20 protein-coding genes are annotated in these 23,287 nt (G+C 68.0%); 13 read left to right on the top strand and 7 right to left on the bottom strand.

From position 1 onward, the window contains the following. Positions 1–434 precede the first annotated feature (434 nt). The 4 genes from ACN0V4_RS20125 to ACN0V4_RS20110 are packed head-to-tail and all read left to right on the top strand — an operon-like array spanning position 435 to position 4,779. Positions 435–1,865, top strand: a complete 1,431-nt coding sequence (locus ACN0V4_RS20125; RefSeq protein ID WP_417679466.1) for an amidase — start codon at positions 435–437, stop codon at positions 1,863–1,865. A 46-nt stretch (positions 1,866–1,911) separates the two neighbouring features. Then, positions 1,912–2,922, top strand: a complete 1,011-nt coding sequence (locus tag ACN0V4_RS20120; protein ID WP_417679464.1) for a TRAP transporter substrate-binding protein — start codon at positions 1,912–1,914, stop codon at positions 2,920–2,922. 52 nt (positions 2,923–2,974) lie between these two features. Further along, positions 2,975–3,469, top strand: a complete 495-nt coding sequence (locus tag ACN0V4_RS20115; protein ID WP_417679462.1) for a TRAP transporter small permease — start codon at positions 2,975–2,977, stop codon at positions 3,467–3,469. Continuing rightward, positions 3,463–4,779, top strand: a complete 1,317-nt coding sequence (locus tag ACN0V4_RS20110) for a TRAP transporter large permease (protein ID WP_417679460.1) — start codon at positions 3,463–3,465, stop codon at positions 4,777–4,779. Before ACN0V4_RS20115 ends, ACN0V4_RS20110 begins: the two co-directional genes overlap by 7 nt. A gap of 53 nt (positions 4,780–4,832) precedes the next feature. Here ACN0V4_RS20110 and ACN0V4_RS20105 read toward each other — a convergent pair whose 3' ends face one another. Then, positions 4,833–5,345: a flavin reductase family protein gene (locus tag ACN0V4_RS20105; RefSeq protein ID WP_417679458.1), complete on the bottom strand. Its 513-nt coding sequence runs from the start codon at positions 5,343–5,345 to the stop codon at positions 4,833–4,835. Positions 5,346–5,424: 79 nt separating this feature from the next. After that, positions 5,425–6,087 carry a Crp/Fnr family transcriptional regulator gene (locus ACN0V4_RS20100; protein WP_417679456.1) on the bottom strand — a complete coding sequence of 221 codons (663 nt, stop codon included), beginning with the start codon at positions 6,085–6,087 and terminating at the stop codon, positions 5,425–5,427. A 108-nt stretch (positions 6,088–6,195) separates the two neighbouring features. Between ACN0V4_RS20100 and ACN0V4_RS20095 the strand changes: the two genes are divergently transcribed. After that, on the top strand, positions 6,196–7,404 hold the full coding sequence (locus ACN0V4_RS20095; protein WP_417679454.1) for an acyl-CoA dehydrogenase family protein: 1,209 nt from the start codon (positions 6,196–6,198) through the stop codon (positions 7,402–7,404). Between the two features lie 20 nt (positions 7,405–7,424). Beyond that, on the top strand, positions 7,425–7,838 hold the full coding sequence (locus ACN0V4_RS20090) for a RidA family protein (protein ID WP_417679452.1): 414 nt from the start codon (positions 7,425–7,427) through the stop codon (positions 7,836–7,838). Between the two features lie 406 nt (positions 7,839–8,244). On the opposite strand, the gene ACN0V4_RS20085 is transcribed toward ACN0V4_RS20090, so the two are convergent. Beyond that, positions 8,245–9,843 (bottom strand): PEP/pyruvate-binding domain-containing protein, encoded by a 1,599-nt coding sequence (locus tag ACN0V4_RS20085; protein ID WP_417679450.1) that lies wholly within the window; start codon positions 9,841–9,843, stop codon positions 8,245–8,247. Beyond that, complete coding sequence (locus ACN0V4_RS20080; protein WP_417679449.1) at positions 9,840–11,840, bottom strand: DUF47 family protein; 2,001 nt, start codon at positions 11,838–11,840, stop codon at positions 9,840–9,842. The genes ACN0V4_RS20085 and ACN0V4_RS20080 overlap by 4 nt, the downstream gene beginning before the upstream one ends. A gap of 207 nt (positions 11,841–12,047) precedes the next feature. Here ACN0V4_RS20080 and ACN0V4_RS20075 point away from each other — a divergent pair, with 207 nt between their 5' ends. The 6 genes from ACN0V4_RS20075 (at position 12,048) to ACN0V4_RS20050 (ending at position 19,454) form a co-directional block, all read left to right on the top strand. Next, positions 12,048–13,340, top strand: a complete 1,293-nt coding sequence (locus ACN0V4_RS20075; protein WP_417679447.1) for an amidohydrolase family protein — start codon at positions 12,048–12,050, stop codon at positions 13,338–13,340. Between the two features lie 168 nt (positions 13,341–13,508). Continuing rightward, positions 13,509–14,498, top strand: coding sequence for a BMP family protein (locus ACN0V4_RS20070; protein ID WP_417679445.1), 990 nt, complete (start codon positions 13,509–13,511; stop codon positions 14,496–14,498). A 55-nt stretch (positions 14,499–14,553) separates the two neighbouring features. Next, positions 14,554–15,933, top strand: coding sequence for an amidase (locus tag ACN0V4_RS20065; protein ID WP_417679443.1), 1,380 nt, complete (start codon positions 14,554–14,556; stop codon positions 15,931–15,933). Beyond that, positions 15,930–17,474, top strand: coding sequence for an ABC transporter ATP-binding protein (locus ACN0V4_RS20060; RefSeq protein ID WP_417679441.1), 1,545 nt, complete (start codon positions 15,930–15,932; stop codon positions 17,472–17,474). Before ACN0V4_RS20065 ends, ACN0V4_RS20060 begins: the two co-directional genes overlap by 4 nt. Continuing rightward, positions 17,464–18,516, top strand: coding sequence for an ABC transporter permease (locus tag ACN0V4_RS20055; protein WP_417679439.1), 1,053 nt, complete (start codon positions 17,464–17,466; stop codon positions 18,514–18,516). Before ACN0V4_RS20060 ends, ACN0V4_RS20055 begins: the two co-directional genes overlap by 11 nt. Next, positions 18,513–19,454, top strand: a complete 942-nt coding sequence (locus tag ACN0V4_RS20050) for an ABC transporter permease (RefSeq protein ID WP_417679437.1) — start codon at positions 18,513–18,515, stop codon at positions 19,452–19,454. The genes ACN0V4_RS20055 and ACN0V4_RS20050 overlap by 4 nt, the downstream gene beginning before the upstream one ends. Before the next feature lie 34 nt (positions 19,455–19,488). On the opposite strand, the gene ACN0V4_RS20045 is transcribed toward ACN0V4_RS20050, so the two are convergent. The 3 genes from ACN0V4_RS20045 to ACN0V4_RS20035 form a co-directional block, all read right to left on the bottom strand. Then, entirely contained in the window at positions 19,489–19,779 is a 291-nt protein-coding gene (locus ACN0V4_RS20045) for a hypothetical protein (RefSeq protein ID WP_417679435.1), read from the bottom strand. Positions 19,780–20,006: 227 nt separating this feature from the next. Continuing rightward, positions 20,007–21,731 carry an alpha/beta hydrolase gene (locus ACN0V4_RS20040; protein WP_417679433.1) on the bottom strand — a complete coding sequence of 575 codons (1,725 nt, stop codon included), beginning with the start codon at positions 21,729–21,731 and terminating at the stop codon, positions 20,007–20,009. A gap of 34 nt (positions 21,732–21,765) precedes the next feature. Further along, entirely contained in the window at positions 21,766–22,656 is an 891-nt protein-coding gene (locus tag ACN0V4_RS20035) for a LysR family transcriptional regulator (RefSeq protein ID WP_417679431.1), read from the bottom strand. 90 nt (positions 22,657–22,746) lie between these two features. On the opposite strand from ACN0V4_RS20035, the gene ACN0V4_RS20030 reads away from it, so the two are divergent. After that, a complete protein-coding gene (locus ACN0V4_RS20030) occupies positions 22,747–23,286 on the top strand; it encodes a GNAT family N-acetyltransferase (RefSeq protein ID WP_417679429.1) in 540 nt (179 codons plus the stop codon). Position 23,287: the final 1 nt, after the last annotated feature.

The raw sequence follows: 23,287 nt of genomic DNA, 5'->3' as shown, positions 1-23,287 counted from the left end.
CATGACACCCGCCCAGAAACTGAAGATGGCCGCGTAAAGTCTACGACCAAGCCCCCGCAAAAATGGGGGGATTACCATGCCCTGCGTCGGTCCCGTGGCATGACCATGAAGGGCGGAGGTTCATCTTGCGGGGCTTTGTCCGCATCCCCTTCGTCTCGATCCTGAGCGCCCTCCGTCCGGTGTGATCGGCTTTGCCGCTCTGCCAACTCTTCGCGCCTTTGACCGCAGCGGGAGCAGATCGGGGCTGGCCGTTTTGCAGCTGCGGAAATTTCCGGCACGCCGGCCGGCGGAGGCTTGAAAAACAGGGCGACTTTCGCGGTGGATCGTGGAGAGGGCCGGGCAATTGCCGCGGTTGTATCCGCGTATACCTGCGGCGATCCGGAACCGATCTATCGTTTCAGGGTCCATGAAACACAGCGCGCGTCCCATCCTAAATGACCCCACATGACTACTCCGACCTCGATGCCCTGACGCTCGCCGCCCTGCTGAAGGCCGGAGATATCTCTGTTCGGGAGGCGCATGAGGCCGCGGTCGCGGCAACGGCGAAGGCCAATAGCGCCTTCAATTTCGCGCTCGTCCTGCAGCAGGACCAGGATCCGCAGCCCGCGCTTCAGGACGGTCCTCTGGCCGGGGTTCCGACCCTGATCAAGGATATCAACGGCCATCTTGCCGGCTATCCGATCCGCTTCGGCAGCCGTCTTTACAATGGCGTCACCAGCCCCAGCAGCACCCATGTGGGCCTCGGCATCGCCCGGGCTGGGATGGATGTGATCGGCGTCTCCTCTGCGCCGGAATTCTCGCTCGAGGGACACACCCACAACCGGCTGACCGGCGATGTGCGCAACCCCTGGGCGCCCGATTGTTCCCCCGGCGGGTCGAGCGGCGGGGCAGCGGCGGCGGTGGCCTCGGGCGCGGTGCCGGTGGCCCATGGTTCGGATATCGCGGGGTCGATCCGGGTGCCGGCGGCCTGGTGCGGCTGTGTCGGGCTGAAACCCTCGCGCGGGCGGGTGAGTTCCGGGCCGGGCAGGGACGAGGGCGGCTTCGGCCTCGCCTCCAACATGTTCCTGACCCGGACGGTGCGCGATTGCGCGGCGGCGCTCGACGCGCTGAGCCACCCGTTCCCCGGCGATCCCTTCGCCATCCCGGTGCCCGAGCGCGGCTTTCTGGCGCTGGTGCAGCGGGGCGAACCATTGCCGCCGCTGCGCATCGCCGTCTCGGGGCCCGGCAGCATGGGGCTGGCGGTCGAGGCGGAGACCCTGGCCACGCTCGACGCCATCGCGGCGCTGCTGGAGAAGCTCGGCCATCGGGTCGAGGCGATCGCCGATCCGCTCGATGGCATCGACTCGCTCGTCGCCCTCACCGATGTCTGGCTGGCGGGCTTCGCCGATCAGTCCGATGCGGTGGCCGGATCGCTTGGCCGGCGCATTGACGAGACCACCTTTGGCCCAGTGGCGCTGGCGGCCTATGAGCATTCCAAACGGCTGGACCTGCGCCGCTTTCTGGGCGCCGTCGATCACCTGAACCGCAGCCGCCGACGGATCGGCACGGTGCTGGAGCCCTATGACATCTGGCTGAGCCCGGTGACCGCCGCGCCGGCGCCGCGGATCGTCGATCTGCCGCCGCCCGCGACCGAGTTTCGCGACCATGTCGAACGCGGCATGGCGCCCGCCTTTCAGCACACCATCGCGCAGAACATTCTCGGCACGCCGGCGATCTCGCTGCCGCTGGCGTGGCATAGCGATGGCCGGCCCATCGGCCTGCAGCTCTCTGCCCGGCCGGGGCGCGAGGATCTTTTGCTGCGCCTCGCCGTTCTTCTCGAACAGCGCCGGCCCTGGCCCCTGAGGGCGCCGGAGCCACTCGCCTGACCCTACCGCCAACAGATCGAACAACAGATCCAACAAGGAGACGACCATGAAGATCAGATCGCTGTTTGCCGCGCTTGCGATTGCCGCCGGGCTTGGCACCGCCGCCCAGGCTGAGGCCCAATATACCCTGACGATCTCCAGCTGGGGTCCGCCAACCTCAGGAAACAACGCCACGATGTGGCCGGAGATCATCAAGCGGATGGAAGAGGCGACCGGCGGCCGCGTCACCGGCGAGCTGAAGTTCAACCTGGCCCCGCCGCCGGCGCAGTTCGACCTTGTTCTCGACGGCGCCGCCGATATGACCTGGATCTTCCACGGCTATAATCCGGGCCGCTTCGTCTCGTCGCAACTGTTCGAACTGCCGGGCTATGACGCCGATTCCGCCACGCTCTCGGCGGCCTACTGGCAGGTCTATCAGGATCATTTCGCCAAGCTGAACGAACACCGCGGCGTCAAGTTGATCGGCCTGATGACCCATGGTCCGGGTCAGCTCGCCTCGGCACCCCGGATCGACAAGCTGTCCGACATCGCCGCTTTGAAGGTCCGGACCGGCGGTGGCGTCGCCGGCGAGGTGGTCGGCCTGCTGGGCGCCAGCCGCATCCAGCTTCCGGCGCCCAGCGCCTATGAGGCGATCGCCTCCAAGGCGGCGGATGCCTCGATGATGACCATCGAGGGCCGCAAGAGCTACAACCTGATCGAGGTGGCGCCCTATATGTACGAGATGCCCGGCGGCTTCTATCGCGGCTCCTTTGCGCTGCTGATGAACCAGGAGAAGTTCGACTCCATGCCCAAGGACATCCAGGACGCGCTGGAAACCGTCTTCGGGCTCGAAACCTCGCGACTGGCCGGCGCTGTCTGGGACGAGATCGACCGCGAGGGCCGGCAGGCGACGCTCGACACCCCGGGCAACGAGATCATCGTCGCCAGCCCCGAGGATCAGGCGGAATTCGCCAAGCTGGCCGGGACCGTCAAGGAGCAGGTCTTTGCCAGCATCCGCGGTGCCGGTGCCGATCCCGAGGCAGCCTATGCCGAGATCCTGACGCTGATTGCCAAGTGACGGGCCGGTCAAGCGCATGTCCTCTCTTCGAAACACTGTCACTGCGGTCCTCGTGACCGCAGTGCGCCTTCCCAAGGGGCTGGCCATGGCGGCGCTGATGCTGCTCATGGTCATGACCTTTCTCGACATTCTGCTGCGCTCGGTGCTGAACGCCCCGATCGAGGCCTCGACCGAGCTGTCGCGCATCCTTTTGATGTTCGTCGTCTTCGCCGCCATGCCAGAGGTGACCCTGAGCGGAACCCATGTGGCGGTCGATCTGCTGGGCCCCGCGCTCGACCGCATCGGCTTTGCCCGGTTCGAGGGGCTGATCCTGATCGGCTCCGCGGTGCTGATGTGCTGGCCCGACCACAAGATCCTGACGCTGGCGATGCGCAGCAAGAGCTACGGCGACATGACCGAGTTCCTGCATATCCCCAGCTATCTGCCGGCGCTCTGCGTCTTTGCCTTCATGGTGATGACCACCGGCTGTTTCGCCCTGGCCGGGCTCTGGCTGTTGCTGACTGGCCATAGCTTCGGATTCGAGCGGCGGGAGGCAAAGGAATGGTGACCTCCATCCTGGGCCTTGCCGCGGTTCTGATCCTATCGCTGCTGAGGGTGCCGATTGCCATCGCGATGAGCTTGGTCGGCGTCATCGGCTATGCGATGGAGACCAGCATGTCGGCCTCGATCTCGATGGCCGCGCGGCTGATCACCGACGCCTCGCAGGATTACAGCCTGACGGTGGTGCCGCTCTTCGTGCTGATGGGGCTCTTCGTCAACAAGGGCGGCATGGCGGACGAGCTTTACGAGGCCGCCTATTCCTTCCTCGGCCATCTGCGCGGCGGGCTGGCGATGGCAACTATCGTCGCCTGCGGCGGCTTCTCGGCGATCTCGGGCTCGTCGCTGGCCACGGCGGCGACGATGTCGCGGGTGGCGATGCCGCAGATGCGGCGGTTCGGCTACAAGGACACCCTGTCCACCGGTTCCATCGCAGCGGGCGGCACATTGGGCATCCTGATCCCGCCCAGCGTCATCCTGATCATCTACGGGCTCTTGACCGAGACCAGCATCGGCAAGCTGTTTCTCGCCGGTATCGTTCCCGGGGGGCTGGGCATCCTGCTCTATCTCGTCGCGGTCCGCTATGCGGTCTGGCGTGATCCGGCGGCCGGGCCAGCGGGGGAGCGCTCCACCATGCGCCAGCGGATGCAGGCGCTGCGCGGGGTCTGGGCGATCCTGCTGCTGTTCTTCGTGGTGATCGGCGGGCTTTACGGCGCGCTCGATGTCTGGCCGATCCATATCACCTTCTCGCCGACCGAGGCGGCGGGGGTGGGGGCAATGGGGGCCTTCCTGATCTCGCTCTTCCGCGGCCAGATGAAGCTGCGCGACATCACCTCGGCGCTGTCCGAGGCGGTGACCACCACCGCCTCGCTTTTCGCGGTGCTGATCGGGGCCTGGATCTTCTCCAACTACGTCAACATGGCGGGTCTGCCGACGCAGTTGCAGACCCTGGTCCTGAGCTGGGGAACCTCGCCCTTCCTGGTGATGGCGCTGATCATCCTGATCTACGTGCTGCTGGGCTGCGTGTTCGAAAGCATGTCGATGCTGCTGCTCACGGTGCCGGTGTTCTTCCCGGTCATCGTGGCGCTGGGGTTCGATCCGGTGTGGTTCGGTATCGTCGTTGTTGTGGTGGTTGAGATCAGCCTGATCACCCCGCCTGTGGGGCTCAATGTCTTCGTTCTGAAGCGGGTGGTCAACGATGTCTCGACGCGGACGATCTTTCAGGGGGTGACGCCGTTCTGGATCGTCGATCTGGTCCGGCTTGGGATCCTGGTGGGTATTCCGGCGGTGACGCTGTTCCTGCCCAACTCGATCCACTGAGGTTCGCTTTCGCGCTCAGGAACCGGCCCCGTCCTGGCGGGGCCGGTTTCGTTTCAGCTTGCCCGCGGCTCGTCCTGCGGTTCCGGCAAACGGGCGTATTTCCCGCCGAAGAACAGCAGCGGCTCGGCCTGGTCCCGGGGCGCCTCCATGAACACCGGCTGGCCCAGAATGATGCGGTGATCGCCGCCGGGAAACACCTCGCGCAGCTCGCAGAGAAACACTGCCGCTGCATCGGCCAGCCGCAGGAAGCCGCGATCGCGGAGCATCGGCACCGCTGCCATGTCGCCGCGTCCGGCAAAGGCGTTGGAGATCGCGGTCTGCCCGTGGGTGAGAATATTCACCGAAAACCGCTTGGCGCGCAGCACCGCCTCGGCGTTGCGGCTTTCGTTGCGGGCGCAGAACAGCAGCAGCGTCGGGTCGAGGCTGACCGAGGTCAGCGAATTCACCGTCATGCCGCGGGGCTGGCCGCCGTCCTCGGCCAGGATCACGGCCACGCCGGTGGCGAAACGGCCGATCAGGTTGCGGAACTCGATGGGGTCGAGCGGGGGAAAGTCTTGGGGATGCATCGGGATACCTGTTCGCGGTGTCGGAATGGCCTCATCCTGCCAGCCCCCCGGTCGCGGGTCGGTATCCCCAGTTACCGGCTCAGTCGCGGAAGCGGTCGGAAATCAGCAGGATGCGCCCCTCGACGATGGCGATCTCGCCGCGTTCTTTTAGCCGGCCCAGCGTGCGGGTGACGGTGACACGGGTGTTGCCGGTCATCGCCGCGATCTGCTCATGGGTCAGTTTCGGCACGATCAGCTTGCCGTCGTCGCGGGTCTCGGCAAACACCCGGGCGAGTCGGCCGAACATCTCAAGGATCCGCGTCTCCGGCTCGCGGGAGGAGAGCTGTTCCAGCCGCACCGCCAGCACCCGCTGCTTCAGCGCGGTGACCTGGAGGACGGCGGCGACGAATTCGGGGCTGTGCGCGGCGAGTTGCGGCAGCTTGCCGGCGTCGAATTCCAGCAGTTCGGTCTCTTCCAGTGCGGTGGCGCCGGAGAAGCGCGGCAGCCCGTCGATCGCCGCGCCCTCGCCACAGACCGTCTGCGGCCCCATCAGTTCGAGGATCACCTCGGTGCCATCCTCGCGGATCATGGCGATCTGCACCAGACCCGAGACCACCACGTAGAATTTCGACGACACGCTGTCCTGCGCGTAGATCTCTTCATCCTTGCGGAAGCGGCGGCGGACGAAGAGCGTCTCGTCCCTGATCATCGAGCTCATCAGCTCGTCCGACATCAGCCATGTGCCGCTGGGCCTGAGTTCCATTTTCGACCTTTCGCGCCTTCCGTCCTGTCCGATGTATCCGAGGATACCGAACTCTCGGCCGGCTCTCTGTAGCTTCGGTTACATCGACAGTCTGGAGGTGCATGAATTATGTCAAATCCATCGGTGGTGGAAATCCGCCACGAAGTCGCGGACCCGACCGCTGCCGCCCGGGCGCTGCAACCCTGGCTCAAGGCGCAGGCGAGCCGCATCGAAGCGGCCAACTGCATTCCCCCGGATGTGAAAGACAAGCTGGTCGAGGCCGGGCTGTTCCGGATGACGGTGCCGCGCCGCTTCGGCGGGCTCGAACTCGACCCCGCGGAAACCAGCCGTGCGGTGTTCGAAGTGGCCCGCGGCTGCGGCTCCTCGGCCTGGCTGACCGGGCTGGTGGCCGCCAATGTGATGATGGTCGGCAAGTTCTCGGATCAGGCGCAGGATGATGTGTTCACCTGCGGTCGCCCGGCCATCGTGCCGATGCTGACCGGCGGCGTCGGCCATGACATCTCGATCACCCCGGTCGAGGGCGGCATCCGCCTCAGCGGCAAGTGGCGCTATGCCTCCGGCATCGACATCGCCTCCTGGGTCGGGCTGCTGCTGCAGCAGATGCCGGGGCAGGACGGCCCGTGCCCGGCGCTGGTGCTGGTGCCGCAGGAAGAATTCACCATCGACCAGTCGTCCTGGAACGTCGTCGGCATGCGTGGCACCGGCAGCAAGAATGTCGTGCTCGAAGACGTCTTCGTCCCCGAACATCGCTTTATGGACTGGGCGCGGCTGCAGACCGGCGGCCGTCACCCCGAGTGCAGCAACGACGGCAGCATCTATCGCTATCCGCTGAACTCCGCCTTCGCGATCTCGGTGGCGGCCCCGACGCTGGGCACCGCGGCGACGGTGCAGGAAACCTATGCCGAGATCGTCAAGGGCCGGGTCGCCTCGGGCACCGGGCTGGCGCAGGTGCAGGACCGCATCGCCCAGATCGCGGTTGCCTCCGGCGCGGCGATCATCGACCTGCTCTGCGAGGGGCTGGTGACCAGCGCTGCCGAGATGACCCGCCGGGTCGAGGCCGGCGAGACCATCAGCCTGCAGGACCGGGCGCTGTTCCGCATGCGCATCGCCACCTCGGTCAGCATTGCACTGGCCGAGGCGCAGAAGGTGTTCCGCTCGGTCGGTGGCAGCCTGCTGCCGGTGGGCAGCCCGCTGGAGCGGCTGTTCCGCGACATCCACGCGATGAGCTCTCACTTCCTGTTGCAGGAGGATCCTATCGGCGAGCTTTACGGCCGCATGCTGCTGGATCTGGACCTGCCCCAGAACGCACGAATTTAACCAAGGACACGGACCAAAACATGACCAAGATCACCACCAACCCCGATCATCCCGCTTTCAAGGCCGCCGACGGCAGCAGCATCTTCGACAAGTTCGGCTATTCCGCCGCCGTGCGCGCCGGTGACTTCGTCTATGCCGCCGGCCAGATCGGCCTGAACCCTGACGGCACCATTCCCGAAACCGACGCCGAGCAGATCCGCAATGCATTCGACCGGCTGAAGATCGTGCTGGAGGCCGCCGGTTCCTCGCTCGACGATGTGGTCGAGCTGATCACCTATCACGTCGGCATCAAGAACAACCTGGCCGATTGCGTCGCCATCAAGGCCGATTACATCAAGGCGCCGTTCCCGACCTGGACGATCCTCGAGGTCGCCGGTCTGGCCCGCTCGGAGCTGGTGATCGAGATCAAGGCCACGGCCTACACGCCGAAATGACATCGCCGGGCCTGGCCGGGCCAGTGGCTTCTGCATGACACGCCGGGGCGGGACCGAGGAGGTTCCGCCCCGCGGCCGCAGCCATGGGCCTTTCTGTGCCGCTTCGGGCTCCGGTCGTTCGTCATCGCGCTGGCGTCGAAACCCCGCCCGAATGCTTGGCTCGAACAGCGGCGGGCAGGGTCATCCCTTGCACCTTGTTCGAAGGCATTTGGCATATTCCCGCCGTCGTTCCGAACCAGATCGAGATCACCTGTGCGGCCGACCGCGCCTGTCACGGCGCATCGAGGTGATGGTCCCACCGCCTTCGCCCGATGCTCCGGCGGGCAGGCGGGCTGATGCCAATCGCCGCCATGATAGCCGCCGGCCCGCTCTGGGGGCATGGTCGGCGCGCCGGCGCCACCATGGGTCAGCTGTTGGCGCGCAGCGCCGTCAGTCGCGCGACCAGCGCCTCGGGCCGCTGCCGCACCACCCGGGCCGTGGTGCCATAGATCAGCCCTTCGTTGCCATCGAGCGTCAGCGGCGCGCCTTCCTCGAAGACCTGTCCGCCCAGCGTCATGCGGCCACCCGCCTCGTCAAGCTGCATCTCCTCGCAGCCGACCAGGCAGACCTTGCCCAACTGGCGCGCCACCACCGCCGCGTGCGAGGTGCGCGCGCCGTGTTGCGTCAACAGCCCCACCGCCTGATCCAGCGCGGCGATGTCGCGGGTTTCGGCATCACGCCGGACCAGGATCACCGGCTGCCCGGCGATCTTGAGCCGGCGCGCCTGCGTCTCGTCAAAGGCGATCACCCCGCTGACGACGCCGCTGGCCGCTGTCGCCGCGCGGGCGATCGGGGTCAGCGTGCCGCCATCCTCCGCCGCCAGAATCGTGGTCGCCAGCTCCTCGGCACTCAGCCCCTCGGTGCGCTGGCGGGCGGTGTCGCGGGAGATCAGCCCCTCGTCGGCCATGTCGAGCGCGATCCGTGCGGTGGCCTGCGGCGTGCGCTTGCCGTCGCGGCTTTGCAGCAGGAACAGCTCGCCCTCCTGCACGGTGAATTCGAAATCCTGCATCTCGCCGAAATTGCGCTCCAGCTCTTGAGTGGCGTCCAGCAGATCCTGCCAGACCGTCGGGGCGACGGCAGCCAGGCTTTCGTGCCCCTGGGCGCTGCGCCGGCCGGACACCACGTCTTCGCCTTGCGCGTTGAACAGGAAGTCCACCCAAGGTTCGGGCGCGCCGTCGATCGGGTTGCGGGTAAAGCCGACGCCGGCGCCGGACAGCCCGCCGCCATTGCCGAAGACCATCCGCTGCACGGTGACGGCGGTGCCCATCGCATCCGACAGCCCGCGCAGCGCGCGATAGGCGTGGGCCTTGTCGCTGGACCAGGACAGAAAGACCGCCTCGATCGCCGCCTGCAGTTGCGCGCGGGCGTCCTGGGGAAAGGCTTCTCCCGCCTGCAGCCGGTAGGTGTCCAGATGGCGGCGGGTCACCTCACGCTGGGCGGCGAAATCCAGATCGCGCTCCGAGGCGCCGGCACCCACGGTCTCGAGATCGGCCTCGAAGGCGGCGGCGTCGATCCCCGCGACCACCTCGCCAAAGCCCGCGACCAGCCGGCGATAGGCGTCCCAGGCCAACCGCGGATGGCCGGTCTGGCGGATGAAGCCGGGCAGGGTGTCATCGCACAGGCCGATGTTCAGCAGCGTCTCCATCATGCCGGGCATCGACACCGGGGCGCCCGAGCGCACCGACAACAGCAGCGGCCGGCGCGGATCGCCCAGCCTCTGGCCCGAGGCGATCTCGAGCGCAGCCAGAGGGTCGCGCCACAGATCGGGGGTGACCGCCTGCGGCAGGGCGCAATAGCCGGTGCCGATGACGAAGGCGGGCGGCACTCTCAGCCCGATCGCGGCCATGCGGGCAAGGTTATAGGCCTTGAACCCCAGTGCCTCGGGCGTGGCGGCGGGCTGCGGGCGGGTGTCGCCGATGAAATAGAGAATGGCGCGGTCGGCGGCGATCGGGGCGGCGGCGGTCATGTCCGGCCCCCCGGACGGCCAGCGTCCAGTCCGGTGCCCAGCCCGGTGCCCAGCCCGGTGTCGATGCGGGCGAAGACCAGGTCGCGCAGGGCATAGCCGGTACGCAGCAGCGCATCGGTGGATTTTTCCAGCGCGGCGCCGAAATCGGTGGTCAGTTGCAGCGTGGCGGCATCGTCGATCTGGTTCACCAGCAGGCGGCGCAGGGCGCGGGTATGGCTGTCGCAGGCGCGTTCGGCATTCACCACACGCCAGCAGACAGTGAGGAATTCGGCCTGATCGTCGGCGGTGCTGTCGGAACCCAGGGTTCGGGCGATCACCAGCGCGCGGACATGATCCTGGGTCGCCTCCAGCACCTGGGCGGCCAGCCGCAAAAGGCCCGCGCGGATCTCCTCGCTCCAGCCCCTGTGGTGGCCTTCGCCGATCAGCGAGAATAGGAAGGCCGCCTCTTCCAGCGCATCGGCGGTGTCGTCGGCGCGTTCGATCACCTGCAGGACGGGGCGGCGGTGCGGGTTGCGTCCGGCCTCGTCGCGCAGGCGGATCACCAGCTGGTCGGCCTGCCGTTCCCATCCCTTGGCGCGCTGCGCGAGGGTTTGCGCCGCGGTGCCGTCCCGTTCGGTCCGATGGGCCAGCGCGTCGCGCAGCGCCTCGGCCAGCGCCTGGCAAAAGGCCGCGTGTTCTTCAAGCAGGGTGAAATCGTCGCGATAGCGCGCCATGTGGCGCGACAGCAGCAGATGGGTCTGATCGGCGATCTGCGTGGGGGCCTGGTTCGCGGTCAGCCCGGCCGCCGCCAGGGCCAGCGCCTCGGTCAGGAAATCGGCGGCGGGCTCGTCCCCCATGACCTCGTCCAGCCGGTCGCCCATGTGGAAATAGTCGGGGCCGAGCGCCTCCATCGCCGCGAAGATCACCGCCTCGCCGCCGGCCAGAAGCCAGCCCATATGCCCCGCCTCGCGCCGGGCGGCGCGGTTCAGCACCTCGATCGAGAGGGTCTTTTTCACCAGCCGGTTCAGCCGCTTGCGCGCCCGGTTCCAGTCGATCAGAAAGACGATGCGGGCGCCCAGGTTCTCAAGCGCGGTTTCCAGCGCGACCTCTTCGGCGCAGGCGAAAAGCGCGGTGCCGACGACATAATCGGCGCCCGCGTTCATGCCCGGGGTGTTGCGGGTGCCGACCGAGGACCATTCGGCGCCGATCTCGGCCAGAAGGCCCTGAAAGAAGGCGAAGCGGCGGTCGTGCAGGTCGGAATAGGTCAGGGTGATGGTCTGCGCCTCGACCTGGACCACCAGCACATGGGCGTCATTGGTGCCGATGTCGTTCTGGATCAGCAGGCGCGCGCCGTCACGGGTGGCGGCGGTCTCAAGGCCGGGGTGGTCGAATTTCAGCCCGCGGGTCCGGTTCAGGCCACGCATGAAGGCGGCGACGCGCGGCCTGTCCTCGGCGGCCAATTGCCAGACATGGGCGCCGTCGATCTCTTCGCTGGTCAGCTCGGCGGCGAGCCGGTTGATCGCCTTGTGCAGGTCCATGACCAGAATGTGAAAGGTATCCTCTCCACCGCGCTTGCCGCCGGTCAGCAGCAGCAGATCGTGTTCGCTCAGTTCGGCGGTGTCATGGCTGCCCAGCCAGTCGCACCAGTGGGCCGCGCGCGCCAGAAGCGGCAGGTGATCGGGCTGGTCGCTGCCCTCGAACGGGCGGGCCATCAGGGTGATGTCCTCGCGCAACTTGGCGCAGATGCGGGGTTGATCGGCAAGATGCAGGCGCCCGTCCTCCCACCAGGCGGAGGCGGGCACATCGAGCAGCCAGGCATCCTCCATCCGGGCCGCGGCATAATCGTGGTGCAGATCCAGCGGCGCGGCCGAGGTGTCGGCGGCATGGGCGGCGGCGGCCTGGATCACGGTCAGGACGAATTTCAGCCGGTCGTTCGCCGCCAGCGCGGTCTTGATCCGGGCCGGCGCCAGAAGCTTCATCTGCCCGAGTGCGGCGATCGCGTCCGATTTTTCCAACATGTCAGTCCCTGCCCGGCGGTGGCAATGCGGTTTGGCCCTGAGGATTGGACTAGCCCGGTCGCGTGACGCTTGCGTGACGCCGGCGCCTTGTCGGCGGTTCGGGGCAATTCGACCCGTGCGGTGATGATGCGTTGCCCGGCGGCTGATGACATTCGGCGCCGTCCTGCCTAGTCTCTGCGACGCAGCAGACTCAGGAAAGGGCCCAAGATGTTCGACCTTCTCATCCGCAATGCGACGCTTCCCGATGGTCGCGCGGGCCTCGATATCGGGGTGCGCGCCGGTCGCATCGTGGCGGTCGAAGCGGCGATCGCCGGCGAGGCGGCCGAGGTGATCGACGCCGGCGGCCTGCTGGTCAGCCCGCCCTTCGTCGATCCGCATTTCCACATGGACGCCACCCTGTCGCTCGGCCTGCCGCGGATGAATATCTCGGGCACGCTGCTCGAGGGCATCGCGCTCTGGGGCGAATTGCGTCCGACCCTGACGCGCGAGGCGCTGGTCGAACGGGCGCTGCGCTATTGCGACCTGGCGGTGTCCAAGGGGCTCTTGGCGATCCGCAGCCATGTCGATGTCTCCGACCCGCGGCTGGTCACCGCCGAGGCGCTGCTTGAGGTGCGCGAAAGGGTGGCGCCATATATCGACCTGCAACTGGTCGCCTTCCCGCAGGATGGCTATTACCGCTGCCCCGAGGCCGAGGCGGCGCTGTCGCGCGCGCTCGACATGGGGGTGGATATCGTCGGCGGCATCCCGCATTTCGAACGCACCATGGAGGATGGCGCGCGCAGCGTCGCGGCGCTGTGCCGGATCGCGGCAGAGCGTGGGCTGATGGTCGACATGCATTGCGATGAAAGCGACGATCCGATGTCGCGCCATGTCGAGACGCTGGCGGCGCAGACGGTGCGCTTCGGGTTGCAGGGCAGGGTGGCCGGGTCGCATCTGACCTCGATGCATTCGATGGACAATTACTATGTCTCGAAACTGATCCCGCTGATGGCCGAGGCCGACCTGCGGGTGATCCCCAATCCGCTGATCAACATCATGCTGCAGGGCCGGCACGACACCTATCCCAAGCGGCGCGGCCATACCCGCATCCCGCAGCTGATGGAGGCCGGGCTGACCGTCGGCTTCGGTCAGGACTGCGTGCTCGATCCCTGGTATTCGATGGGCACCGGCGATCTGCTCGACGTGGCGCATATGGCGCTGCATGCGACCCAGATGGGGTCGGGCGCCGACAAGCGGGCGCTGTTCGACGCGGTGACGGTGAATTCGGCCCGGATCATGGGGCTTGACGGCTATGGCATCGCGCCGGGCTGCAACGCCGACATGGTGATCCTGCAGGCCAAGGACCCGGCCGAGGCGATCCGCCTGCGGCCGGTGCGCCTGAAGGTGATCCGCCGTGGCAAGGTGATCGCCGAGACCGCGCCCGAGCTGAGCCGGCTGGCGCTGGACGGCCGTCCCGATCGCGTCGATCCCGCCGATTACGCGCCGCGTCACGCATCTTGACTATTTGGTCAGAAATCGCCCATTTCCGCGGCAGTCCGCAACCCGGCCGACAGGGGCGACCGACCGGCGGCCTTGACAGGACGCGCGGGCTGGGCGCCGATGGAGGCCATAGCCGCAGTGCGGCCATAACGTGCCCGGTCGGACCGGGACGATAGAGGGAGACACGATTTGACACGCATTCTGATCAACCGCCGCCGCCTGCTGGGCACCGGTGCCGCGCTTGGCGCCACCACGCTCTTCGCGCCGGCGCTGCGGGCGCAGGCGGCGCCCGTGAAGGTGGCCGGCATCCACGCCTCTCCGGTCGAGAACGCCTGGAACTCGGTCCTGCATGCGGCGATGCTGGCGGCCCATGCCGAGGGGGTGATCGACTATACCTTCTCCGAAGGCGTCTCGGGCACCGATTACCCGCGCGCCATGCGCGAATATGCCGAGGCTGGCAATGTGCTGATCGTCGGCGAATCCTATGCGGTCGAGCGCGAGGCGCGCAAGGTGGCGGCGGATTACCCCGACACTGCCTTCCTGATGGGCTCCTCGGGCGAGGCCTCGGGCGACAACTTCGGCGTCTATGGCACCTGGAACTGGGAGGCCGCCTATCTTTGCGGCATGCTGGCCGGCGCCATGACCAAGACCGGCACCGTCGGTTCGGTCGGCGCGATCCCGATCCCCGAGGTCAACATGCTGATCAACGGCTTTGCCGATGGCGTCAAGGCGGTGAACCCCGAGGCCAAGCATCTGGTCAGCTTCATCGGCACCTTCTTCGATCCGCCCAAGGCGCGCGAGGCCGGCCTGGCCCAGATCGACAGCGGCGCCGATATCCTCTTCGGTGAACGCATCGGCACCGCCGACGCGGCGCAGGAACGCGGCGTCAAGGCGATCGGGTCGCTGATCGACTATACCCCGCGTTATCCCGATACCGTCTTCGCCAATGCGATGTGGTCGTTCCGGCCGCTGCTGAACGCGGCGCTGAAGGATGCCACCAGCGGCCAGCCGGTTGGCAAGAACTATACGCCCCTCAGCCTGATGAAGGACGGCGGCAGCGATATCTTCTATGTCGAGGGCGTGGCCCCCGAGGCGGCGGTGAAGAAGATGCTGGAAACCCGCGCCGCCATCATGGCCGGCGAATTCGAAGTGCCGCGCAACTTCGAAGCGCCGGCCTGATCCGGTGCCCGAAGCTTCTTTGTCGCGCGCTTCGGCGCGCGGCAATCGCACTGACATGAGCGCCCCCGCCGATCCCCCGCGCGATGCGATCAGCCTCGCCGCGGCCATCGCCGGGGGCGCATTGACCCCGGCCGAGGCGATGCGCCAGGCCCGGGCCCGGCTTGAGGTCGTGGCCGGGCTCGGCGCTGTGAGCTGGCTTGCGCCCGAGACGGCAGAGCTGCCCCGGGGCGCGACGACCGGGCCCTTCGCCGGCGTGCCAATGCTGGTCAAGGATCTGGGCGGCCCCTTTGCCGGCATCCCGATGCGCGCGGGCTCGGCCAGCCTCGCCGGAGACAGCGGCGCGGCCGACAGCGATCTGGCCCAGCGGTTCCGCGCCGCGGGATTTTGCCCCTTCGGCGCCACCACCGTGCCGGAGTTCGGCCTGTCGCTCTCCTCGGAACCCGCGGTGGGGCCGATCTGCCGCAACCCGCTCAATCCGCACCTCACGGCGGGGGGATCCTCCGGGGGCAGCGCCGCTGCGGTGGCGGCGGGCATCGTGCCGCTCGCCCATGCGACGGATGCCGGTGGCTCGATCCGGGTGCCGGCGGCGGCCTGCGGGCTGGTCGGGCTGAAACCCTCGCGCGGGGCCATTCCCGGCGGGCCGGGTTTCGGCAACCATCTGGGCGGCATCACCAGCGAATTCGCCGTGACCCGCACCATCCGCGACGCCCGCGCGCTCTGGCCCTTGCTGAGCGGCCGGGCACGGGGGCCGTTCCCCGACGGGCAGGTGCTGCCGGAAGAGGGGCGGTTGACCATCGGGGTGATCACCGACACGCCGGAGATTGCGTCCGAGCGTGCCGAGGTCATCGAGGCGGCCGCCGCTGCCCTGGCGGCGGCCGGGCATGTGCTGCGGCCGGTTCCGGCCCGCGACCTGGAGACCATCCGCCGCATCAGCGCCCGGGCCTTCGACCGGATCATCTCGGTCAATCTCGCCGCCTTGGGGCAGGCGGGGCTCGACCTCTCCTGCTGCGAGCCGCTGACCCAGGCCTTCGCCGACCGCGGCGCCGCCCTGCCTGCCGCCGATCTCTGGGCCGCGCTCGAGGCGATTGCGCCGGCCTCCTATGCGCTCTGGCGGCTGTTCGACGAAGTTGATCTGTTGCTGCTGCCGATGCTCTCGACCGCGCCGCCGCCGCTTGGCGCCTTTCCGACCGATCACCGCGACGCGCAGGCGCAGCTTGCTCGGATGGAGGCCTTCGCGCCCTATGCGGCGCTTGCCAATGTCACCGGCGCACCGGCCCTGACGCTACCCTTCGGCGTCGATGCCGACGGGCTGCCGCTGCCGGTGCAGCTGATCGCCCCGATCGGGGGCGACCTGCGCCTGTTGGAACTTGGCGCCACGCTGGAGCGCGAGGGCCGCTGGACCCATCCGATCCCCCTGTTCGGAGACGACGCATGACCCGGGTTCTCGAACTCGACCACATCACCAAACGCTTCGGCGCCGTCACCGCCAACGAGGATGTCTCGCTGCATCTGGAGCAGGGCGAGATCGTCGCGCTGCTGGGCGAGAACGGCGCCGGCAAGACCACGCTGATGTCGATCCTCTTCGGCCATTACACCGCCGACGAGGGCAGCGTGCGCGTCAAGGGGGTGGAGCTGCCGCCCGGCAAGTCGCGCGCCGCGATCCGCGCCGGCGTCGGCATGGTGCACCAGCATTTCGCCCTGGCGCCCAACCTGACGGTGCTGGAAAACGTGATGACCGGCACCGAGAGCCTGTGGAAGCTGCGCTCGGATCGCGCTGCCGGCCGGGCCAAGTTGATGGAGCTGTCGGAGCGCTTCGGCCTCAAGGTCGATCCCGAGGCGCGGGTTGCCGATCTGTCGGTGGGCGAATGCCAGCGGGTCGAGATCCTCAAGGCGCTTTACAATGATGCCGAGGTGCTGATCCTCGACGAACCCACCGCCGTGCTGACGGCGCAGGAGGCCGAGAGCCTGTTCGCCACCCTGCGCCAGATGGCCGCCAGGGGGCTGTCGCTGATCTTCATCAGCCACAAGCTGCATGAGGTCATGTCGGCCTCGGACCGCGTCGTGGTGCTACGCCGTGGCCGGGTGGTGGCGGAGCGGAAGACCGCGGAGACCTCGAAGGAGGAACTGGCCGAGCTGATGGTCGGTCGCGCCGTCAAGCGCCCGGAACGGCCCCCGGCGACGCCCGGCGCGGTGCTGCTCGAGGCGGTGGATGTGACGCTGGGCGGCAAGGGCGGTGCCTCGCTCCACGGGGTGAGCTTCAAGCTGCACGCGGGCGAGACGCTGGGGATCATCGGCGTTTCCGGCAACGGGCAGACCACGCTGGCGGGGCTGGTCTCGGGCCTTTATCCGCCCGATGGCGGCGCGCTGCTGATCAAGGGGCACGAGCCCGCGCGCTATGACGTGCCCCATGCGATCGCCGCCGGCATCGGCCGGATCCCCGAGGACCGCAATGCCGAGGGCACCATCGGCGATATGAGCACTTGGGAAAACGTGGTGCTGGAACGCATCTGGTCGCCCGAATTCTCCTCGCTCGGTCTGGTCCGCCGCGCCGCCGCGCGGGCCGCGACCGAGGCGATCATTCGTGATTACGATGTGCGCGGCGCCAGCGTCGACGGGCGCATCCGGCTGCTGTCGGGCGGCAATATGCAGAAACTGATCCTGGGCCGGGTGCTGACCGCCGGGCCCGATATCCTGGTCGCCGCCCAGCCCAGTCGCGGCCTCGACGAGGGCGCCATCGCCGGGGTGCATGAACGGCTGCTTGAGGCGCGCGCGCGCGGCGCCGGTGTGCTGCTGATCTCGGAAGATCTGGACGAGGTGATCGGCCTTTCCGACCGGATCCGCGCCATCGTCGGCGGCCGGCTGTCGCCGGCGATTCCGGCGGAACGGGCCAATGCGCAGCTTCTGGGGCTGATGATGGCCGGCGACTGGACGGCGGCGGAACGGATCGAGGCAGAGGCGAAATCCCATGCGATTTGAACGACGCGAGCATCCCTCGACCACGCTGACCCTGCTGGCGCCGGTGGGCGCGGTGCTGTCGGCGCTGGTCATCGCCGGGCTGTTGATCTCGATCGCCGGTGCCAATGTCCTCGAGGCCTATGGCTTGATCCTGAAAGGCGCCTTCGGATCGCGGCTGGGGTTCTCCGAGACGCTGACGCGGGCGACGCCGCTGATCCTGACCGGGCTGGCGGCGGCGGTGGCCTTCCGCGCCCGGCTCTGGAACATCGGCGGCGAGGGGCAGTTCTATATGGGCGCGCTGGCGGTGGCGGGGGTCGGCATGGTTCCGGCGCTGGCCGGGCTGCCGGCGCCGCTGGCGATCCTTCTGTGCCTGATCGCCGGGGCGGTGGCGGGGATGATCCTGCTGCTGATCCCGCTCGGGCTGAGGCTGAAGTTCGGGGTGGACGAGGTGGTGACCACGCTGTTGTTGAACTTCGTCGCGGTGCTCTTCGTGTCGCTGATGATCGAAGGGGTGATGAAGGATCCGCTGGCCTTCGGCTGGCCGCAATCGGTGCCGGTGCCCGCCAATGCCGAGCTGCCCAAGCTGATGGCCCGCAGCCGGCTGCATGCCGGTCTGGTGATCGCCGTGGTCATGGCGTTGGCGGTCTGGTGGCTGCAGGCGCGCACCGTCTTCGGCATGCGGTCGCGCGCCGCCGGGCTCAATCCGCGCGCGGCGGCCTTCGCCGGCGTGCCGCTGGGCCGGACTCTGGTGGCGGTGGCCTGTCTCTCGGGCGGCATGGCGGGGCTCGCCGGCGCCATCGAGGTGATGGGGGTCAAGGGCTATGTCACCACCGATCTGTCGCCGAGCTATGGCTATTCCGGCATCATCATCGCCATGTTGGCGAACCTCAACCCGATCGGGGTGATCGGCGCCGCGCTGTTCTCGGCGGTGATGTTCGTCGGCGCGGATTCGATGTCCCGCGCGCTGGGGATCCCCAGCTATATCGCCGATGTCACCGTGGCGCTGTCGCTGCTGACCATGCTGGTGGCGCTGTTCCTCACCCAATACAGGATCCGCAGATGAGCGTTCTTCTGGATATCCTCGGCTCTGTCGGCATGTGGGAGGCGGTGCTGCGCATCGCCACGCCGCTGATCTTCGGCACCCTGGGCGTGCTGCTCTGCGAAAGGGTGGGCGTGCTGAACCTCGGGATCGAGGGGATCATGACCTTCGGCGCCATGGTGGGTTGGTTGACGGTCTATTCCGGCGGCGATCTCTGGCTCGGGATGCTGGCGGCGGCGCTGGGGGGCGCGGTCTTCGGCCTGTTGCACGGGGTGCTGACGGTGGTCTTCGGGCTCAGCCAGCATGTCACCGGGCTCGGCATCACGCTCTTCGCCTCGAGCTTTGCCTATTACGTCTTCCGGCTGGCGGTGCCGACCTCCTCCTCGCCCCCGACGGTGGAGCCGTTCCGCGCCTATCCGCTGCCGGGCCTGTCCGAAATCCCGGTGCTGGGCCCGATCCTCTTCACCCAGACGGCGCCGACCTATCTGGCGCTGGGGCTGGTGGCGGTGCTGGCCTATCTGCTCTATCGCACCCCGCTGGGCCTGGCGATCCGCATGACCGGGGAAAACCCCCATGCGGTGGACGCCCAGGGGATCGACCCGATCCGGCTGAGGATCGGCACCATCATGGCGGGGTCGGCGCTGATGGGGATGGGGGGCGCCTTCCTGACGCTCGCCGCCTTCAACTCCTTCTTCCCGACGATGGTGCAGGGGCGCGGCTGGATCTGCGTGGCGCTGGTGGTCTTCGCGATCTGGCGGCCGGGCCGGGCGCTGCTGGGGGCGCTGCTCTTTGCCTTCTTTGACGCCTTCCAGCTTCGGCTGCAGACGGTGGTCGACGGGGTGCCCTATCAGCTGTTCCTGATGCTGCCCTATGTGTTGTCGATCCTGGCACTGATCGTCATGGCCCGCCGCGCCCGGGTGCCGCAGGCCCTGATGCAGCCCTATCGGCGCGGCGAACGCTAGCGGGCGGTGGTGCGGGGCCGCAGAGGCCCCGCGATCAGAACATCACGTCGGAGAGATCCTGAAGCTGCCATTTGCCATCTTCGGTGCGACAGCGCAGCGACCGGAAGCCGATGTCTTTCTGCTGGCCGGCAAGCCGGGCCAGATGGGTCAGCTTCATGCAGGTCCCCTCGACGCCGGTCAGCTGCACGGTGCCGTTGGCGCCGCTGGCCGGGTTCTGCCAGTCGACCGTCATGCCGGGGCGCTTGTCGGTCGCCTCGTCGATCTGGCGGGTCGCCTCGTTCATCACCTTGAAATCCTCAGGGCTCAGCCCGGTCTTGGCGAGCATCGCGCTGAGGCTGAGAGCGGCGCGCTGGCGGCGAAGACAGCCACCAGGGCGCCAAGCATGACGGAAGCGAGCAGCGGGCGGAGCGGTGCGCCCAGACGGCGCGCGGCAAGGTCGGAAAATGTCATGGTCTGCACTCGATCCGGGAAGGGCCGCCACGGCAGCCCGAAATGACCCGAGGCTAGCAGCAAGGGACAAAACCCCGCATTCCTTCGACATCGGCGGCCGGATCAGTCCCGCGCGGCGCGGCGGGCCTGCAAGGCGCTGAGCAGCCGGTCGGTGCTCTGCGGCGTCCAGCCGTCGGGCGTCAGCAGGCCCTGCCAGGCCGGCAGGTAATCCTCGGCCACATAGTAATGGCCGAAGCGTTCCACCTGCAGCGCGATCAGCATGTCAAGCGCGGTCTGCAGCATGGTGACGATCGGAACCCAGCGCAGCCTGGGCGAAACGTCGGCGGCGCGGTCATAGCGCAGCCAGTCGGGCCGGCGCAGCGCCATCCCGAGGGTGAAGAGCGGGATGGGGTCGCTGGCATATTGCAGGAAGATCAGCCGGATCGGCCCCCAGGCGGCATCCTTCGGGGTGAGCCCTTCGAACTGGGTCATCGTCCGCACCAGCGACCCGTTGCCAAGCCGCGGATGCCAGGGCGGGCTGTCGGGCCAGCGCTGGTCCTGCAGGTAACGCCACATCGGGCTGAGGAAGGGCGATCCGACCCAGAGCGCCCCCTGGATCGGATCGCCCAGCATGTCGAGCAGCGGCAGCGTCGCCTGGCTGTTATAGGCGCCGAGGCTGAGGCCGAAGACATAGAGCCGCGGCCGCGTCTCGACCGGCAGCGCGGACCAATAGTCGTGGATCACATCGAACAATGCGCGGGCCTGCTCGACGCCCAGCTCGGGGTGCACCGCCAGCGCCAGCGAGCTGCTGAGATAGGAATATTGCACCGCCACGGTGGCGACATCGCCCGCCATCAGCATATCAAGCGTGTCGAAGGCATCCGGATCCATCCAGCCGGTGCCGGTCGGGCTGACCACCACCAGGACCGAACGATCGAAACCGCCGACGCGGATCAGCTCTTTCAGGGCAAGTTCGGCGCGGGCGCGGGCGGTTCTGGCGGCGGTGCGCCCGACATAGACGCGGATCGGCTCCATCGCCGGGGCGCCCTTGATCCGGGCGATCTCCGCCGCGCTGGGGGCGGTGGCGACATAGCTGCGGCCGGTATCGCCCAGCTGCTCCCAAGTGATCAGCGAGGCCGGGCTGCCGGTTTTCTCGGGCGCCTCGGGCCGGGGCAGGTCGGGGTCGATGAACCGGTCCGCCGCCTCCATCGCCGAATCCGCGCCACGGAAGGCATAGCGGACTGCCGTGCCCTCGATCACCGTGTAGAAGACGGCGAGACCCAGCAGCAGGCTCAGCCCCTGGGCGATGCGGGCGGGGATCAGCCGGCGCAGTGGCGCCTCGATCCGTCTGGCCAGCGCCCAGAACAGCCGGAACATCGCCCAGAGCAGCAGTGCCGTCCCCAGCGCCAGCAGCGCGATGGTCACCGTATTGCTCTGATCGAGCGGGGCGAGGCCGGCAACCTCGCGGGTGGCATTGCGCCAGCCGGTCGAGGCATGGAAGGCGATCGGGGCGATCAGCAGCGTGACGGCGGCGCTGGTCTGGCGCAGCCGGTACAGCAGCCGCCCGCGCGGTTGCGGCAGGTCGAGAAACCGCCAGACTGCGCCGAAGCCCAGGCCGAGTTCATAGCCGATGGCGGTGATCACCCCGCTGGCGACACCTTGCAGCACCGGCGGTCGCGGCGCCAGCGAGGGCGTGAGCGAGGCCAGCAGGAAGAGCGCCGCCAGGCAGAGCCCGAGACCCGAGACGAAATGGGCCGGGCCGGTCTTTGGCGGGAAAGCGTCCTGGTCGGTGATGGTCTTGCTCTCTGATCGGGGACGGGCGGTCCTGCGATCAAAGACATAATGCACGGGGCCTGTCCAGCGCGGGGCCCTGTGGTCGGGCTCAGTCCGCGCCGAGCCCGGTTTCCAGCGCGCTCAGAAGGTGCCTCAGGCCGATCGTCAGCCGCTTGTCGCGGCGGATCAGCAGCCCGAGATTGCGCGACAGCCGCGGGGCGAGCGCTGCGGTGCCAAGCGTGCCGGTCTTCACCTTGGCGACCGAGGAGGCCGGCAGCACCGACCAGCCGAGCCCGGCGGCGACCAGCTCCTTGATCGCCTCGACGCTGCCCAGCTCCATCACCGGCACCGCGGTGATGCCGGCGGCGCGGAACCAGCGGTCGATCAATTGCCGCGTATGGCCGGCGTCCTCGTAAAGAACCAGTGGCCGGGCGGCGAGGGTGGCGGCGGTGACCGGGCCCGGCGGCGCCTCCTCGGCGGGGAAGACGGCGAGAAGATCCTCGGTGAACACCGGGGTGGTTTCCAGTGCTCGGCCAGAGGCCGGCAGTGTCACCAGGGCGAGGTCGAGGGCGTTTTCCTCGACCAGGCGCTGCATGTCGGGGCTGTTGCCGGTGCGTACGACGACCTCGAGCCCCGGTATCTGCCGTTTCAGCGCCCGCAGGATCGGCGGCAGCAGATAGATGCAGGCGGTGGCGCCGGTGCCCAGCCGCACCCGGCCGGCGCTGCCGGCGCGGAACGGCTGGATCGCCTCTTGCACCGTCTCCAGCTCGTCGCGGATTCGCTGCGCGCTTTGCAGCACGAGACGCCCGGCATCGGTCGGGCGCACGCTGCGGCCGCTGCGTTCCAGCAGACGCATGCCGAAATAGCGCTCAAGCTGGCGGATCTGCTGGCTGATGGCCGGTTGCGACAGCTGCGCCCGCTCCGCCGCGGCCGAGAAGGTGCCGAGCCGGACGACATCCATCAGGGTGTCGAGATGCTGGAGGGTGAGGGGTGTCTTCAAGGTTTTGCTTATGATTTGTATAACGAAGCATAGCATTTCCTTCGGCAAAGAGGAATGCGATTGTGCCGCGAAACGATCGCGGAGCGCATCATGACATCGCCGTCCCCCCTGAGGCTGAGACCCTGCCGGCCTGAGGATATTCCCGCCATTCAGGCGATCTATGCCGATGCGGTTCTGACCGGCACGGCGAGCTTCGAGCTGGACCCGCCCAGTGTCGAAGAGATGCGCGCGCGTTGGCAGAAGATCACCGCCGAGGGCTATCCCTATGTGGTCGCGACGATTGACGATGCGCTGGTGGGCTATGCCTATGCCGGCGCCTATCGGCCGCGCCGGGCCTATCGCGGGACGGTTGAGAATTCGATCTATGTCCACTCCGGCTGTCGCGGCAGCGGGGTGGGGCGTGCGCTGCTGGTCGAACTGATCGCGCGCTGCACCGAGGCGGGATTTCGCCAGATGATCGCGGTGATCGGCGATTCCGCCAATGCCGGCTCGATCGGGCTGCATCGGAGCCTTGGTTTCGACATGGTCGGCACCCTGAAGTCGGTCGGCTGGAAACATGGCCGCTGGCTCGATACCGTGCTGATGCAGCTTCCGCTCGGTCCCGGCGACGGCATGGGCTTCGAGGACTGAA

It is taken from the genome of Pseudodonghicola sp. (assembly GCF_048268305.1).
Taxonomy (GTDB): Bacteria; Pseudomonadota; Alphaproteobacteria; order Rhodobacterales; family Rhodobacteraceae; genus Pseudodonghicola.
Note: the sequence above shows the minus strand (reverse complement) of the source record. Positions and strands in the feature narration are given on the sequence as shown.